Consider the following 14385-nt stretch of genomic DNA (forward strand, 5'->3'; position numbering starts at 1 on the left):
CTATGTTAGAAACGAATAAGGCGGTCGCCATGAGGCGGCTGTTCCATGCTGGGGAGTTCAATGAACCCTAACTTACGTAATTTCGCCTTGTGGGCGATCATAGCGCTTCTGCTGATCGCCCTTTTCAGTATGTTTCAGACGGCGCCGGCACAGACGGGCTCCCGCGAAATCCCTTATTCGCAGTTTCTGCGTGAGGTCGATGCGGGCCGTGTGAAGGACGTCGTGGTCACGGGCAACCGTCTCTCCGGAAGCTATGTTGAAAATGGCACCACCTTCCAGACCTATTCACCGGTGATCGACGACAGTCTGCTCGATCGCCTGCAGTCGAAGAATGTCCTGGTTTCCGCCCGTCCTGAAACGGACGGCTCTTCGGGTTTCCTCAGCTATCTCGGCACGCTTTTGCCGATGCTTCTGATTCTCGGCGTTTGGCTGTTCTTCATGCGGCAGATGCAGGGCGGTTCGCGCGGGGCCATGGGCTTCGGCAAGTCCAAGGCCAAGCTGCTCACCGAAGCGCATGGCCGCGTGACCTTTGAAGACGTCGCCGGTGTCGACGAGGCCAAGCAGGATCTCGAGGAAATCGTCGAATTCCTGCGTGATCCGCAGAAGTTCCAGCGCCTCGGCGGCAAGATCCCGCGCGGCGTGCTGCTCGTCGGTCCTCCAGGCACCGGCAAGACGCTGCTCGCCCGCTCGGTTGCCGGCGAAGCCAATGTGCCCTTCTTCACCATTTCAGGTTCCGACTTCGTCGAAATGTTCGTCGGCGTCGGTGCAAGCCGTGTGCGCGATATGTTCGAGCAGGCGAAGAAGAATGCGCCCTGCATCATCTTCATCGACGAAATCGATGCCGTCGGCCGCCATCGCGGCGCCGGTCTCGGCGGCGGTAATGACGAACGCGAGCAGACGCTGAACCAGCTGCTGGTCGAAATGGACGGCTTCGAGGCGAATGAAGGCGTGATCCTGATTGCCGCTACCAACCGTCCCGACGTTCTTGACCCGGCGCTGCTGCGTCCCGGCCGTTTCGACCGTCAGGTCGTGGTGCCGAACCCCGACATCGTCGGCCGCGAGCGTATCCTCAAGGTGCATGCGCGCAACGTTCCGCTGGCGCCGAATGTCGATCTCAAGATCCTCGCCCGCGGTACGCCCGGTTTCTCCGGCGCCGACCTGATGAACCTCGTCAACGAAGCCGCCCTCATGGCCGCCCGCCGCAACAAGCGCGTCGTCACCATGCAGGAATTCGAGGACGCCAAGGATAAGATCATGATGGGCGCCGAGCGCCGTTCCTCGGCGATGACCGAGGCGGAAAAGAAGCTCACCGCTTACCATGAGGCCGGACACGCCATCACCGCGCTCAATGTCGCCGTCGCTGATCCGCTGCACAAGGCGACGATCATTCCGCGCGGCCGTGCGCTCGGCATGGTCATGCAGCTTCCCGAGGGCGACCGCTACTCGATGAGCTACAAGTGGATGGTTTCGCGCCTCTGCATCATGATGGGCGGCCGTGTTGCCGAAGAGCTCACCTTCGGCAAGGAGAACATCACTTCGGGTGCTTCCTCCGACATCGAGCAGGCGACCAAGCTTGCCCGCGCCATGGTCACGCAGTGGGGCTTCTCCGATCAGCTCGGTCAGGTCGCCTATGGCGAGAACCAGCAGGAAGTCTTCCTCGGCCACTCGGTTTCGCAGTCGAAGAATGTTTCGGAAGCAACCGCGCAGAAGATCGACAATGAAGTGCGCCGCCTGATCGACGAAGCCTATACCCAGGCCCGCACGATCCTGACGGAAAAGCACGACGAATTCGTCGCCCTTGCCGAAGGTCTGCTCGAATACGAGACGCTGACCGGCGAAGAGATCAAGGCGCTGATCCGCGGCGAAAAGCCTTCCCGCGATCTCGGCGATGATTCGCCGCCGAGCCGCGGCTCGGCTGTACCGAAGGCCGGCGCACGGCCTGCCACCAAGGGCGACGAGCCCGAAGGCGGCCTCGAACCGCAGCCGCATTGAACAACGGCACTTCCTTGACCAAGGCCGGATTTCCGAAGTGGGAGATCCGGCCTTTTCTATTGGTAACGGGATATAATCATTTTTCTTGCTAATTTACGTGCCGTTCGCCGCATTTTGTGGCATTCCGCTGAATTGAGGCAAGCATGAATCACGCTGTTGGATTGACGACAATCCACCGAAGCCGGATTCGCTTGGAACGGTGCGCTGCCTTGAATGGCGCGCGGAAAGCGCAGGAGTGCAGATGAAAAGACGCTATTTCGGTACCGACGGCATTCGCGGCCAATCCAACGTCTTCCCGATGACGCCGGATCTCGCCATGCGGGTCGGCATTGCCGCCGGTACGATCTTCCGCCGCGGCAATCACCGCCACCGCGTCGTCATCGGCAAGGATACGCGCCTTTCCGGCTATATGCTGGAGAACGCCATGGTCGCGGGCTTCACGGCCGCGGGCCTCGACGCCTTTATTCTCGGCCCGATCCCGACACCTGCTGTCGCCATGCTGACGCGCTCGCTGCGCGCCGATATTGGCGTGATGATCTCTGCGTCGCACAATCCTTACGAGGATAACGGCATCAAGCTTTTCGGCCCCGACGGTTACAAGCTTTCAGACGACATTGAGGCCGAGATCGAGGATCTGCTCGAAAAGGACCTGAATGCGCAGCTCGCCAAATCCGACGATATCGGCCGCGCCAAGCGCGTCGACGGCGTGCATGACCGTTATATCGAACATGCCAAGCGCACCCTGCCGCGCGATGTGACGCTGCAGGGTCTTAGGATCGCGATCGACTGCGCCAATGGAGCCGCCTACAAGGTGGCACCCGCCGTGCTCTGGGAGCTCGGCGCCGATGTCGTCACCATCGGCAATGAGCCGAACGGCACCAACATCAATCTCAATTGCGGCTCCACCAGTCCCGTCGCACTGCAGAAGAAGGTCGACGAGGTGCGCGCCGATATCGGCATCGCGCTCGACGGCGATGCGGACCGCGTCATCATCGTCGACGAGAACGGCTCGATCGTCGATGGCGACCAGCTGATGGCCGTCATTGCCGAGAGCTGGGCCGAGAGCCAGCAGCTGCGCGGCAATGGTATCGTTGCGACCGTCATGTCCAATCTCGGCCTCGAGCGGTTCCTCGAGGACAAGGGCCTCGGCCTTGCCCGGACGAAGGTCGGTGACCGTTATGTCGTCGAGCATATGCGCCAGCACAATTACAATGTCGGCGGCGAGCAGTCCGGCCACATCGTGCTTTCGGATTACGGCACGACCGGCGACGGTCTCGTCGCGGCGCTGCAGATCCTGGCCGCGGTCAAGCGTACCGGAAGGACTGTCAGCGAGGTCTGCCGCCGCTTCGAGCCGGTGCCGCAGCTCCTGCGCAATGTCCGCATCAGCGGCGGCAAGCCGCTCGAGGATATGCAGGTACAGAAGGCGATCGCCGACGCCGAAGCCGAGCTTGCCAGGAACGGCCGCCTCGTCATCCGCCCCTCAGGCACCGAGCCGCTGATCCGCGTTATGGCCGAGGGTGACGACCGCGCCCAGATCGAACGCATCGTCAACGAGCTGATCGGCACGATCTCGAACGTCCGGACCGCCGCCTGATTTTTTCGGGACGAAATGTCAAAAGCCGGTACGCAAGTGCCGGCTTTTTCGTCATTGGCGCCTTCGGTTCGAAGATCCACGCCGGATGGACGACCACATATCAGTGACTTGCCAGCTTGGCTTCCGGTAGGGCGTCGCCAGCCGCACCATGTCGGGCGCGGTGAGCACCGACACGGCGCCCACGGAAATTTGCCGATGCCTTTGGTGACAGCGCTGTCAACCTCCACACGCGGATGTTACACGGCGGCGTTTGCATTCAAAGGAAATATCATGAAAAAATTGGTGCGCCTGCTGCTGACGATCGCGCTCGCATTCGTCGTCTTCACCGGTTTCCGCTGGTATCGCTACATTTCCAACACCGACAGCCCCTATGATGAAATCGGCATCACGTTCAACAATGCCATGCCAGGCCCGATCAATGCCTGGGGCTGTGCCAAGCTCAAAACGACCTTTGGCAGCTCCTTGCCTCCGTACGGCTGCGCCGCCGAAAACGCGACGCAATGGAAGTGACGGGAGGATTTGTCGATTGGAGCAGCCGATGTACCTGACGGCGGAGGAAGCCGACCCAGCGAGTTGACGGGGCGGGGTTCATGGCGCGGCAGCTGGCGGTCTTCGGTGAGTCCGGCGGCTGCCAACCTCAGCCTAGCTCCACCATATCGAGGAATTTACCGCCAATCTCTCTCTTAACGTTTCTTCCTATTTATAGTTAAGCAGCTTTTAACGTTTCCAATTCATTATCCATACGAAGCGTACCAGATTGGCGGCGATTGAGCCAGCCGACGTAACGGGATTTTGGAGTGGGATCCATGAAAAGAAGCTTGTCCGGCGTTTTCGCCGCATTGTTGATCGCGACAAACGCTTATTCCGCGGATTTCGCTCCTGCCGAGCCTATTCCTGAGCAGCCGCCTGAAGTGACGGTCACCGAAGCCACCGGCTGGTATCTGCGCGGCGACGTCGGTTATGCCTTCACCGATTTGCGCGGCGCGCGCTACTTCCAGGGCAGTAACGCCACGGAAGTCAATTTCGACGACGCCGACCTCGACGACGCATGGACGATCGGCGGCGGTGTCGGCTATCAGATCAACAGCTATCTGCGCACCGATCTGACCTTCGACTATCTCACCCAGGCGGATTTCAAGGGCTCGACGGTTGGGCAGTGCGGCTTTCCGCTGGTGGACTGCACCTCGAGCGACCGCTCTTCGCTGACAGCCTATACGCTGCTCGCCAACGCCTATGTCGATCTCGGCACCTACGGCTACGTCACCCCTTATGTCGGCGCTGGTATCGGTGGTTCCTACGTGAAGTGGAAGAACCTGCGCAACGTTGCCTGCGCCGATGACGGCAGCTTCTGCGACGACCAGGTCACCCATGGCGGCAAGGGCAACTGGCGCTTCACCTACGCGCTCATGGCCGGCGCCTCGATCGACGTGACCTGCAACGTCAAGGCTGACGTCGGTTACCGTTACCTGCATATCGACGGCGGCAACATGTTCGGTTATGCCGAAAACGGCGGCCCGGGCCGCGACAAGGGCCTCAGCGTCCACGAAGCCCGCGTCGGCGCCCGTTATCTCTTTGGCGGTTGCGCCCAGGCCAGCTACGAACCGCCGCCGGAAATCCCGCTGCAGCAGCCGGTCTACAAGTAAGCCAGATCCCCCTGACACCAGAAGCCGCCCCAACCGGGCGGCTTTTCGTATTGCGGCCCTACCGCCCTGCGTCAAAATATGTCCCGACCGCGACACTTCGATCTTGACTATGACGCGCCGGATCCATACACACGGCGGCGGGACACCCTTCCCCAACGAAGGGCTTTCTATCTGAGAGGATAGCATCATGGCGAAGACCGCAAAGCCGGACATCCGTCCGCACAATACCCATTTTTCTTCTGGCCCCTGCTCGAAGCGTCCCGGTTGGTCGCTCGAAGTCCTTTCCGACGCGGCCCTTGGCCGTTCGCACCGCGCGAAGGTCGGCAAGGCCAAGCTTAAGCAGGCCATCGACCTTACCCGTGAAATTCTCGAAGTGCCGGCGGATTACCGCATCGGTATCGTTCCGGCGTCCGACACCGGCGCCGTCGAAATGGCGCTCTGGTCGCTGCTCGGCGAACGCGGCGTCGATATGCTCGCCTGGGAAAGCTTCGGCGCCGGCTGGGTCACCGATGTCGTCAAGCAGCTGAAGCTCAAGGATGTGCGCAAGCTCGAAGCCGGTTACGGCGAGCTTCCCGATCTCTCCGCCGTCGATTTCGACCGCGACGTCGTCTTCACCTGGAACGGCACCACCTCGGGCGTGCGCGTGCCGAACGCCGATTTCATCCCTGATAACCGCAAGGGCCTGACGATCTGCGACGCCACCTCGGCGGCTTTCGCGCAGGCACTCGATTTCGCCAAGCTCGACGTCGTCACCTTCTCGTGGCAGAAGGTTCTGGGCGGCGAGGGTGCCCACGGTGTCATCATTCTTTCGCCGCGCGCCGTCGAGCGTCTGGTCACCTATACGCCGGCCTGGCCGTTGCCGAAGATCTTCCGCATGACCTCGGGCGGCAAGCTGACGGAAGGTATCTTCCAGGGCGAGACGATCAACACACCGTCGATGCTCTGCGTCGAGGACTATATCGATGCGCTTGTCTGGGCCAAGGGCCTCGGTGGCCTCAAGGGGCTGATCGCGCGTGCCGACGCCAATGCCAAGGTCATCCACGACTTCGTCGCGGCTAACGACTGGATCGCCAATCTCGCCGTCAAGGCGGAAACGGCCTCCAACACCTCCGTCTGCCTGAAGATCGTCGACAAGGACATTGCAGCCCTTGACGACGACGGCCAGGCGAATTTCGCCAAGGGTCTGGTCGGCCTCTTGGAAAAAGAAGGCGTCGCCTATGACGTCGGCCACTACCGCGACGCGCCGTCCGGCCTGCGTATCTGGGCCGGCGCCACGATCGAGGCATCCGACATGCGCAAGCTGATGCCTTGGCTTTCCTGGGCTTTCGAAACGCAGAAGGCGCAGATTGCTCAGGCGGCAGCCTGAGGTGATCGCCTCCGGCTCCGCCATCGGGCGGAGCCCATTCCTGATTCATTCATCGCTGAACACTTTTTGAAGGAGGCCACAATGGCACCTCGCGTTCTCGTATCCGACGAATTGTCGGAAACCGCCGTCCAGATTTTTCGCGACCGCGGCGTCGAAGTCGATTTCGAACCGCAGCTCGGCAAGGATAAAGACCGTCTGCTCGAAGTCATCGGCAAGTATGATGGCCTGGCCATCCGCTCCGCCACCAAGGTGACGGAAAAGATCATTGAGGGGGCGACGAACCTCAAGGTCGTCGGCCGGGCCGGCATCGGTGTCGACAACGTCGATATTCCGGCCGCCTCGCGCCGCGGCATCATCGTGATGAACACGCCCTTCGGCAACTCGATCACGACGGCCGAACATGCGATCGCGCTGATGTTCGCCGTTGCCCGCCAGCTTCCGGCAGCCGATACCTCGACGCAGGCCGGCAAGTGGGAAAAGTCGAAATTCATGGGCGTCGAGATCACCGGCAAGACGCTCGGCGTCATCGGCGCCGGCAATATCGGCTCGATTGTCTGCGCCCGGGCCATCGGCCTGAAGATGCATGTCGTCGCCTACGATCCGTTCCTCTCCAAGGAGCGCGCCGAAGAGATGGGCGTCACCAAGGTCGAGCTGGAAGAGCTTTTCGCCCGGGCCGATTTCATCACGCTGCATGTGCCGATGACCGACAAGACGCGCGGCATCCTCAACAAGGAAGCACTGGCAAAGACCAAGCCGGGTGTTCGCATCATCAACTGCGCCCGCGGCGGCCTGGTCGATGAGGCAGCGCTTGCGGAGGCCATCAAGTCGGGCCATGTCGCGGGTGCCGCCTTCGACGTGTTCGAGGTTGAGCCCGCCAAGGCGAGCCCGCTCTTCGGCTTGCCGAACGTCGTCTGCACGCCGCATCTCGGCGCCTCGACGACCGAGGCTCAGGAAAACGTCGCTTTGCAGGTGGCTGAACAGATGGCGGATTACCTCGTCAATGGTGCGGTCTCCAACGCCATCAACATGCCGTCGATCACGGCTGAGGAAGCGCCGATCCTGAAGCCCTTCATCCGCCTTGCCGATGTCCTCGGCGCCTTCGTCGGCCAGGTCACCGAAGAGCCGATCAAGGAAATTGAAATCCTCTATGACGGCATCACTGCCAACATGAACACGCGGGCACTGACGAGTGCTGTGCTCGCCGGCCTCATCCGCCCGCAGGTCGCCGACGTCAACATGGTTTCAGCGCCGATCATGATCAAGGAAAAGGGCATCGTGCTCTCCGAGGTCAAGCGCGACAAAACCGGTGTCTTCGACGGCTATATCAAGCTGACGGTGACGACGGAAAGCATGACGCGCTCGGTCGCCGGCACGGTGTTTTCGGACGGCAAGCCGCGCTTCATCCAGATCAAGGGGATCAACCTCGATGCCGATGTCGGCTCGCACATGATCTATATCACCAATACCGACGTCCCCGGTATGATCGGCTTCATCGGCACGACGCTTGGTGCTGCCGGCGTCAACATCGCCAACTTCCAGCTCGGCCGTGACAAGCAGGGCGGCGACGCCATCGCACTGCTCTATGTCGACGGCAAGGTTGATGACGCCGTGCTTGCTGAGTTGACCGCCCACCAGGCGGTTCGCCAGGCAAAGCCGCTGACCTTCAATATCGACTAAGTTTTTACTCCCGAGGACATGAGAAACCCGGCGCTGGAAACGGCGCCGGGTTTTTTCGTGTCAGGAACCGATGAATCTTAAAGCGCGTCGCGCTTTAAGTCGTTATTTGATGCATGTCGTGGCCCCAAAACCGCTGCACACTTTTGGGCGACATGCATTAGTGGTGCCGGCGTTTTCGGCGGAGGATTTTGCCGAAACGGGCGGCATCGTCTTCAGCCTTGGTGCGGTGAAGGAAAGCGAGCCTGCTGCCGTCGAGACCCTGGAAGAATTCGTCCCAGGATATCTCTTCCTGCGTTTCAGAGGAAAAATCGACGCGGACGGTTTCGCTGTCCGGCGCGTTCTTGATGCGGGCGGGATGGCCGCCGCGCGCCTCGATCCAATGTCTGATCCTGCTGTAATCCGTCGTCGTGCCGAACCTGCCCATGAAGCCCTCCTCAACAATTCGAATGCGACATCGATCACCCGCAACGCACGATCGACGGGATTGTTCCAGGACGCCCAGATTATTTTATCGAGGGCGAGATCGTGACAGCAGACCGCCGCTTTGCACATTCTGAAGGCGGAAGCCTAAAGTTTAACCTTAATTATGATTCTGATTTTATTTAACTTTTCTCGCTATACCCTGACATCGGCATCAACCGCACGCGAATTTCCATGGCCCCCTTGCAGAAGACCGAGCAGACCGAAGCATTAAACGACGACTTCCGGTCATTGTTTGCAACACATCCGTCGCCGATGTGGGTCTATGACCCAGTATCGCTGCATTTTCTCATCGTCAACGAGGCGGCGGTAGCACTTTACGGCTATGGCGCGGACGAATATCGGCGCATGACCGTTCTGGATATCCGTCCCGAGCATGAGCGGGAGCGGATGATCGACGCCGTCAGCGGCCGTACCGACATGGAAAAGGCAGAACGCTGGGTTCACCTCAAGGCGAGCGGCGAGACTTTCGAAGTGCTGACCTATGGCCGAGAAGTGCGTTTCGAGGGCCGGGCCGCCATCCTGGCGATCGTGCAGGACCGCAGCGAGGTCAATGCCGCAAAACGCCAGATCAGCGATACACGCTCGCTTCTCGACAGCATCGTCGACAACCTGCCGGTCGGCGTCTTCGTCAAGGACATGGAAGCGGACGGGCTTTACGTTCTCTTCAACGAGGCCTGCGGCGACATTGTCGGCATGAAGGCGCAGGATGTCGTCGGCCGAACCGACCGGGCGCTGTTTCCAGCTGGCCAAACAGACGCCTTCCGCGAGCAGGATCGCCGGGCCTTCGAAGCCAATGCGACGATCAGCTTCGAGGAGACGATGCTGCGCGCCGATGGGGCGCCGCGCCTCTTGCGCACCGTCAAGCGCGCCCTGCCGACGCCCGGGGGTCATGCGCCGCGTTATCTGCTCGGCATCTCGCAGGACGTGACGGAGGAGCGCGCCGTCGAGGCAAAGCTTGCCCATCTCGCCATGCATGATTCGCTCACCGGCCTGCCGAACCGGGCGGCATTTTCCAAACATATCGGCCAGCGGGCGGTCGAGGCGACCGCCGACAGCCCGATCGCGCTGCTCTATGTCGACGTCGATCATTTCAAGCATATCAACGACAGCAAGGGACATGCCGCCGGCGACGCGCTGCTTTGCCAGGTGTCGGAGCGGCTGTTGCAGCTGGCGGAGGAGGGCGATCTCGTCGCCCGTCTCGGCGGCGACGAATTCGCCGTCGTGCTGGAACTCGACGAGCCGGAGCGGGCCGGCCGTTTTGCGCAACGGCTGCTCAAGGGGCTGAGCCGTGCCTTCGATCTCGACGGCGCCCGGGAGCATGTCACCTGCAGCATCGGCATCGCCTTGGCGCCCGACCATGCCGGTGACGCGGATGTGCTGATGCGGCACGCGGATCTGGCCCTCTATGCCGCCAAGGAGAACGGGCGCTCGACCTATCGTTTCTACGAGACGGAGATGCGGCTTGCCGCTGAACGCCGGCACGTGATGACCGCCGAGCTGTGGGAAGCGCTGGAGAAGCGCCAGTTCGAGCTGCATTACCAGCCGATCGTGCAGCTCGACAATGACGGCATCGGTGGCTTCGAGGCGCTGATTCGCTGGCGCCATCCCAAGCGCGGACTGGTGGCGCCGATGGAATTCATTCCGCTCGCCGAGGAAACCGGCCTTATCGTGCCGATCGGCGACTGGGTGATCCGGGAAGCCTGCCGCGCGGCCGCCGGCTGGCCCGCCCATCTGAGGATCGCCGTCAATCTCTCCGTCAGCCAGTTTCGGCATGCGAGTCTGCTTTCGACCGTGGTCGCGGCGCTCGACGAGACGGGCCTCAATGCCGACCGGCTTGAAATCGAAATCACCGAATCCGTATTCCTGACCGATGCCGACCAAAGCCTGCCGCGGCTGCGCGCGTTGAAGGAACTCGGCCTCCGTATCGCCATCGACGATTTCGGCACCGGCTATTCGTCGCTGAGCTATCTCAGGTCCTTCCCCTTCGACAAGATCAAGCTCGACCGCAGCTTCGTCTCGGGTATCGAGACGGATGCCGGCAATCTCGCCATCGTGCGTGCCGTCGTCGGCATCGGCTCCGGCTTCAACGCGACGACGCTGGCCGAAGGGATCGAGACGGAAGAGCAGTTGCAGAAGCTGCGCGCGGAAGGCTTCAGCGAAGTGCAGGGCTATCTGCTCGGCCGGCCGATGCCACAGCACGAGGCGGAGGCGTTGATCCACGGTTGCGCGCTGAAGGCCGTTTCGTCTCGCAGATAGAAGCGCTTGCGCGGCAGCTGGGATCGGCCGTTCGGCAGAGGCGTGCCGCCCGATGCCATCAAGCATTCGTCATTTTGAGAACGGCGGCAGAAGCGGCATAATTGTCGCGGGCTGGAAAGGAGGATGTCTATGAAACGCTATTCATTCTCGATGATCGGACTGGCGCTCGTAACCGCCATCATCGCCAATCCGGGCATCGCATTCGCCTGCAACAAGCTGATCGGCACTTGAGCCGCACCCCCGCTTCCAAGGCGCGGCTTCGGCTGCGCCTTTCTTTGTGCGGGAATGAGAAACATCGGGTGCCGAAGACCGCCCCTTGCGTCCAGGGACAATCCTTTCTATATCGGTGCCTCATCGAGAGACGGCGGCCGATCCCGCCGGAGATCAGCAATCCGCCGCAACTGCAGCGCAAGGGCGGATCGTGACCCAAGCAGAATTGGCATCATCGTTGAACACACTGGATTTTGATAAGAAGCCGGAAGAGACCCGTGTCGTCGTCGCCATGTCGGGCGGCGTCGATTCATCCGTCGTCGCCGGCCTTCTCAAACAGCAGGGTTACGATGTGCTCGGCATCACGCTGCAGCTTTACGATCATGGCGCCGCCGTTCACCGCGCCGGCTCCTGCTGCGCCGGCCAGGATATCGACGATGCGCGCCGCGTCTGCGAAACGCTCGGCATTCCGCATTACGTGCTCGATTACGAAAAGCGCTTCCGCGAGACGGTGATCAACCCCTTCGCGGAAAGTTATGTGGCGGGCGAAACACCGATCCCTTGCGTTTCCTGTAACCAGACCGTCAAATTCGCCGATCTTCTGGCCACCGCCAAAGAGCTCGGCGCCGATGCGCTGGCGACCGGCCACTATATCCGCTCGGGACGGAATCCTTCGCCGGACAATCCCGGCCGCCGCGCGCTTTTCCGCCCGGCCGATGCCGACCGCGACCAGAGCTATTTCCTCTTCGCCACGACGCAGGAACAGATCGATTATCTCCGCTTTCCCTTGGGCGGCCTGCCGAAGGCCGAGACCCGCAGGCTCGCCGAAGAGATGGGCCTCGTCGTCGCCAAGAAGGCCGACAGCCAGGACATCTGCTTCGTGCCGCAGGGCAAATATTCCGACGTCATCACCAAGCTGAAGCCGAATGCGGCGCTCGCCGGCGAGATCGTCCATCTCGATGGCCGCGTGCTCGGTACCCATGAAGGCATCCTGCACTTCACGGTCGGCCAGCGCCGCGGCATCGGCATCGCCACCGGCGAGCCGCTCTACGTCGTCTTTCTCGACGCCCGCTCGCGCCGCGTCATCGTCGGGCCGAAGGAAGCGCTGGAAACACACCGCGTCTACCTGCGCGACGTCAACTGGCTGGGCGACGAGACGCTTGAGGAAGCCGCCGCTGGCAAGGGCTTTGCCTGCCACGCCAAGGTCCGCTCGACACGGGCGCCGGCACCGGCCGTGTTGCATGTCGATGCGACGGGCACCTATGTCGACCTGACGGTCGGCGAGGCGGGCATCGCGCCCGGCCAGGCCTGCGCGCTTTATTCGGCGCCCGGCGACAACGCCCGCGTCTTCGGCGGCGGTTTCATCGAACGCTCCGAACGAGAACCTTCGGCGGAAGCCTGCCTGAAGGCCCTTTTGGCCAGCCCCGTCGCCGCCTGAAATCGATCGGAAACAGGAGGCGGTAAAGCCCACCCTTTTTCTCGATCATGCGCTTGACACAAAGCCGAAGCGCACCTTATAAGCCGCTCATCCCACGAACCGGCATCGCTTCGCGAGCGGGTATCGTTGACCAGTGGCGGAGTAGCTCAGTAGGTCAGAGCAGAGGAATCATAATCCTTGTGTCGGGGGTTCAAATCCCTCCTCCGCTACCATCTCCTCATTGCAGAATTAGCGATTTTCTGCGGCTCGATTTTGAGCCGGCTGGCGGCCTTGGCAGCACATTGGGCGCATCGCCAAACGTGGCGGCGAGGGGAAAAACCAGTCCGAACCTCTTCTGCAGGGTTTTCGCGAACGGTGAGGACCGGCCTATCTGTAGAGCGTCAGAAGCAATAGAGGCACCTTCGTCGCCCAAAAGTGGGACGCGACAGCGATAATAATAGCCCATACGGCAAGCGAGAACATGAGCGCCGCTAACCTGATCCCGACTGGCTGCATCATTTCCTTCATCCCAGCATAACTGTGCCTCCTCGCACGATCCTATGCTAGCAAAACGCAACTCGGTCAGCTATCGCAAGATATTGGTATCAGAGCCACAGCAGAGAGCGCTTGGCGAAGATGCAAAGATTTCGGCGATACGACGCCCTGTCTCCCATCCGTCAAACGATGAAATGAAAGTTGTCGTATTGCGCGCCGTAATAATCCGGGCCGCTCGTCTCGGTGATGACGGGTTCGGTGTCGAGCACGAGATAGTCGATTTCGCCGTAGGCGCTGAGATCGATTACTTGCGGGTCATGAATGCTGTCGGCGGTGACGTTGACCGTGACCAAGAATACGGTATCGCCGTCCAGCTTACCTTCGATCGTCAGAACGTTGTCATAGTCCGACGTGCCGTTTGCGACACTGAATTGCTCGATCTGAAAGTTGCCGCCATCGGCGGCTTGGATGGGTGTCCAGAACACGCCTCCTCCCAGATAGTGGTTGCCATCCGCCTCCTCCCGGACAGTCGCGTCGTCACCATCGTACCAAGCGCCCCAATCGAAGCCTTTGTAGCCCGTCGGGAAGTCGTGGTTGCCGACATCTTCGAAATTCACGAAGACGTCGCCGCGCTCCGGCAGGTCGACCGCGATATTGAGCAAGCCGAAATCGGTGGCGCCTTTGCCATCGGAGATCTTGAAATTGAACTGGTCGACGAGTTGGTCTCCCGGGCCGAGCGCTGATACCACCGGGTTGGTGTGATCGAGCTCATAGGTGTAGTTGCCGTTGGAATAGACGGTCAGAGTGCCGTATTTTCCCTCGACTGTGGTGGTCGTGGCAGGCCCGTTCGGATCGGCCGGCTGCGGAATTCGCTGACCATTGACGAAGTTGAGTCGCACCTGATCTCCGTCGGCATCCACCGAACTGGTATTGTCCAGAATGTTGCCGTCGATCGGGTTGTCGATGTTGAAAATCGGCTGGTATACATCACCTGCGACCGGCTTGTGGTTTGCCATTTCTACCTCCCGTGTGATTTTCTGTTCGACTATGCAACCCTATCGGGTATCTGGCAACCGAAATTGAGGGAGCGTCAGAGCAATTCCGTCCGTCAACGCCACACATTCCGGTCGATTACAGCTCAGCTATTCCAGTAAAGGGAGCGGCATAAACGTCGATGCCGTTTATGAATCAGGATTTTACGTCTTGTCTTACGTTGCTGCCGCTTCATCGATCATGGTGTTTCTCGCCTTTT

The 14385-nt window shown here is 60.9% G+C and carries 10 protein-coding genes and 1 tRNA gene; 9 read left to right on the forward strand and 2 right to left on the reverse strand.

The genetic code is table 11. The annotated features are described in order from the left end of the window. Positions 1–60: 60 nt before the first annotated feature. The 6 genes from ftsH to serA all read left to right on the forward strand — a co-directional run bounded on the left by ftsH (position 61) and on the right by serA (position 8272). Positions 61–1992: an ATP-dependent zinc metalloprotease FtsH gene (ftsH, locus tag G9X64_RS18800; RefSeq protein ID WP_017989342.1), complete on the forward strand. Its 1932-nt coding sequence runs from the start codon at positions 61–63 to the stop codon at positions 1990–1992. Positions 1993–2233: 241 nt separating this feature from the next. Continuing rightward, entirely contained in the window at positions 2234–3586 is a 1353-nt protein-coding gene (glmM, locus tag G9X64_RS18805) for a phosphoglucosamine mutase (RefSeq protein WP_168308464.1), read from the forward strand. Between the two features lie 270 nt (positions 3587–3856). Continuing rightward, positions 3857–4096 (forward strand): hypothetical protein, encoded by a 240-nt coding sequence (locus G9X64_RS18810; protein WP_171377169.1) that lies wholly within the window; start codon positions 3857–3859, stop codon positions 4094–4096. Positions 4097–4392: 296 nt separating this feature from the next. Beyond that, a complete protein-coding gene (locus G9X64_RS18815; RefSeq protein WP_168315332.1) occupies positions 4393–5229 on the forward strand; it encodes an outer membrane protein in 837 nt (278 codons plus the stop codon). A gap of 187 nt (positions 5230–5416) precedes the next feature. Then, complete coding sequence (locus G9X64_RS18820) at positions 5417–6595, forward strand: phosphoserine transaminase (protein ID WP_171377170.1); 1179 nt, start codon at positions 5417–5419, stop codon at positions 6593–6595. An 81-nt stretch (positions 6596–6676) separates the two neighbouring features. Further along, positions 6677–8272: a phosphoglycerate dehydrogenase gene (gene serA, locus G9X64_RS18825; protein WP_168315331.1), complete on the forward strand. Its 1596-nt coding sequence runs from the start codon at positions 6677–6679 to the stop codon at positions 8270–8272. A 157-nt stretch (positions 8273–8429) separates the two neighbouring features. Here the strand turns inward: serA and G9X64_RS18830 are convergent, their stop codons facing one another. Next, positions 8430–8696 carry a hypothetical protein gene (locus tag G9X64_RS18830; RefSeq protein WP_129419513.1) on the reverse strand — a complete coding sequence of 89 codons (267 nt, stop codon included), beginning with the start codon at positions 8694–8696 and terminating at the stop codon, positions 8430–8432. A 230-nt stretch (positions 8697–8926) separates the two neighbouring features. On the opposite strand from G9X64_RS18830, the gene G9X64_RS18835 reads away from it, so the two are divergent. From G9X64_RS18835 to G9X64_RS18845, 3 genes are all read left to right on the forward strand, one after another. Beyond that, complete coding sequence (locus G9X64_RS18835; protein WP_168315330.1) at positions 8927–11011, forward strand: putative bifunctional diguanylate cyclase/phosphodiesterase; 2085 nt, start codon at positions 8927–8929, stop codon at positions 11009–11011. A 448-nt stretch (positions 11012–11459) separates the two neighbouring features. Continuing rightward, complete coding sequence (gene mnmA / locus G9X64_RS18840; protein ID WP_168308460.1) at positions 11460–12659, forward strand: tRNA 2-thiouridine(34) synthase MnmA; 1200 nt, start codon at positions 11460–11462, stop codon at positions 12657–12659. Between the two features lie 135 nt (positions 12660–12794). Then, positions 12795–12871: transfer RNA gene (locus tag G9X64_RS18845), tRNA-Met, on the forward strand. Between the two features lie 444 nt (positions 12872–13315). Here G9X64_RS18845 and G9X64_RS18850 read toward each other — a convergent pair. After that, positions 13316–14149: a cadherin-like domain-containing protein gene (locus G9X64_RS18850; protein ID WP_168308459.1), complete on the reverse strand. Its 834-nt coding sequence runs from the start codon at positions 14147–14149 to the stop codon at positions 13316–13318. Positions 14150–14385: the final 236 nt, after the last annotated feature.

It is taken from the genome of Rhizobium sophorae, from assembly GCF_013087515.1.
Lineage (GTDB): Bacteria > Pseudomonadota > Alphaproteobacteria > Rhizobiales > Rhizobiaceae > Rhizobium > Rhizobium sophorae.